Here is a 2,861-nt window from a genome sequence, read left to right as displayed (position 1 = left end):
CCACATCATGACCGACTTCTGCCATGACTGCGGCTTGCACCAAGCCAACATAACCGATCCCAAATACTGTAACTTTCAATGTCAAATCTCCTGAGGCTAAACTAGGTTTAGGATACCAATTAGGCGGGGCAGAACAAGCAAAAGATTAAGGGTAGTAAAAAAAATTATCGCTTAAATATTAATCTTGGCTAAAAGCAACAACTAAAATATAAAGTGGCGATAAAAACTAACAAGCCAATGAAAAATCTTAACAATACAGGAGGCTTAAATAGCAAAAAATATATGGATAATAGACTTGATGCCTATCTGGGTTGACATCCAAATAGGCATCACTCAAACAATAACAAAAAACAAATGACTTTTGGTATTAATGATGGGCGTTTTACGATTGTTTTAGATTTCTCACTGATAGAGAAACAACATTTTTGTTATTCTCAGACTCTTTCATTCTCTCCAACCATACTAGATCACAAATACCATCTGTTGGATTAAAACCGATTGGCGATGTAAGTAGAATTTCACGAATAGTCTGATGATCAAAGTTATGACAAGCCACATCAAGTCTATCTAAAATAACTTCAAGTTTATCCCAGGGCAGATACACTTCGTGAGCAGTCATAATTCTTTCATGAGCCGTACCACTCACATCATCACCAATAAGTAATTCTTCATAGAGCTTTTCACCTGGGCGCATCCCAGTATATTCAACGGCTATATCACCTTCAGGATTTTTATCATCTTTTGCTTTAAGACCACTTAAGTGAATCATTTTATAGGCTAAATCAACTATTTTAACCGGAGCCCCCATATCCAACACAAATACGTCACCACCTTCCCCCATTGCTCCAGCTTGAATAACCAACTGTGACGCTTCAGGGATAGTCATAAAGAATCGCGTAATTTCTGGATGAGTGACCGTTATCGGCCCACCATTGGCAATCTGATTTCGAAACAACGGTACTACAGAGCCTGATGACCCCAAAACATTGCCAAAGCGCACCATGCAAAAGCGCGTGTGTTTTGCTTCTTTGTCTAAGGCTTGAAGCACTAACTCAGCCATGCGCTTAGTTGCGCCCATGACATTGGTGGGCCGAACCGCTTTATCAGTCGAGATTAAAACAAAGGTTTCAACTTTTGCCGCAATGGCCGCTCGGGCGGTATAATAAGTACCAAATACATTATTCCTGACACCTTCAACCACATTTTGCTCAACCAGCGGCACGTGCTTATAAGCTGCTGCATGATAGACCGTTTGCACGCCAAAAGACTGCATAACAGCTAAAACCCTATTCTCTCGTTGAATAGACCCTTGCATGGGCATAATCTCAACAGTAATACTTTTTGAGTGTGCGATGCTTTTGAGCTCACTTTCAATACTGTATAAGCAGTATTCGGACAATTCATACAATACTAATTTTTTCGGGGAATAATTTAAAATTTGACGGCAAAGCTCAGAACCAATCGAACCACCTGCCCCCGTGACCATTACTACCTTGCCTTTTATATTGGCAGACATTAATTTAGCATCAGGCACAACAGAGTCACGTCCTAATAAATCTTCTACCTCTACATGTTTCACATCAGAATAAAGTTTATTACCGCTAACCAAGTCATTAGTTGACGGAATCGTGAGTACTTGAACAGCTAATGGCTCTAAGGTTAGTAATATCTGCTTGCGTCGAGACCGGCTAGCGCTGGGAACAGCTAATAGCACTTTTCTAACACCGTACTGTTTTACTAATTTCTTAATAATGGATGGTGAATGAACATAAACACCTTGGATAACCGTACCGTGTAGGGTTGGATCATCATCAACAAAAGCCATTGTGCGGAATTCATGGCTCTGCGCAAGTGAAGTGGCTAATTGCCGCCCACTAACACCAGCACCATAAATAATAACGTGCTCGCCTACTCGCTTAATACCACTGCCAAATACTGAACGTACAATGGCCCTAGAGCCACCAATCAGCACCAAAGCAAAGGCGGCATAAATAATCGGCACGGTTCTGGGTAGAGACAAGCCTCCATAGTAACTAGTCAGTACCATAGAAAGAGTTGATACAAACACGCCTAAAATAACAGCTGTTAACGCTTGCAAACCCATGTAACGCAACACGGCTCGGTATAATCCAAGCCGCATGAAAGTAAAAATACTCACTGGGCATACGATTAACAAAAACATCCAATAGTGCGACTCAAACACCACACTAAAGTTATCAAGTCTAACAGCCAACGCGGCAAAAAAAGCCGCTAGTATAAAGATGGTATCGGCCAACACGCTTACAAGTCGTTTCTGCGCGCGAGGCATCGAAAAAAATATCTGCATAAAATCCAATTTCTTCAATTAAGCTCGTTATCTTAACAATTTTCTGCAAAAAAATGGTAACAATCTGTAATCCACACGACCATTTAAATTTGCTTTAAACTTAAGGTAACACTCATCGTTTAACTCAGAAAGCCTCAGAGTTTTTTCACTCTGTCGCCTTTCCCCTTCCCTATTAATGTCATAAAAATGTATTTAAAGTAGTCTATAGTTGCCAATCCAACCAGCATCTTCGCATCTGTTTCTGCTAAAAGCTCAGGAGTCGACATGTCAATATCATTTACCTGCGCTAAACCAGTAATACCAGGACGGTAATTTAATACCCCGCGTTTCTCGCGCTGGTAAATTAAATCTTCTTGGTTAAATAAACAAGGCCTTGGCCCAACTAAACTCATATCACCCAGCAAAACATTCCACAATTGTGGCAACTCATCAAGTTTAGTTTTACGCAAAAAACCGCCAAAGGGGGTAATAGCTGATGCACTGGCTAAATGGCTAGCTACATGGGCGGTATCGGGCTTCATGGTGCGAAATTTTA

At 40.8% G+C, this 2,861-nt stretch carries 3 protein-coding genes; all 3 read right to left on the bottom strand.

Translation table 11 applies throughout. The annotated features are described in order from the left end of the window. On the bottom strand, positions 1-79 hold a 79-nt coding region (locus NWQ57_RS12890; protein ID WP_306022559.1), incomplete at its 3' end, for a hypothetical protein. A gap of 303 nt (positions 80-382) precedes the next feature. Beyond that, entirely contained in the window at positions 383-2,335 is a 1,953-nt protein-coding gene (locus NWQ57_RS12885) for a nucleoside-diphosphate sugar epimerase/dehydratase (protein WP_306022558.1), read from the bottom strand. A gap of 125 nt (positions 2,336-2,460) precedes the next feature. Next, positions 2,461-2,861: sugar transferase (locus NWQ57_RS12880; RefSeq protein ID WP_306022557.1), on the bottom strand; the 401-nt coding region annotated here is incomplete at its 5' end.

Source organism: Paraglaciecola sp. (assembly GCF_030730205.1).
Classification (GTDB): domain Bacteria; phylum Pseudomonadota; class Gammaproteobacteria; order Enterobacterales; family Alteromonadaceae; genus Paraglaciecola.
The sequence above is the reverse complement of the archived record's forward strand: the minus strand, read 5'-3'. Positions and strand labels throughout refer to the sequence as shown.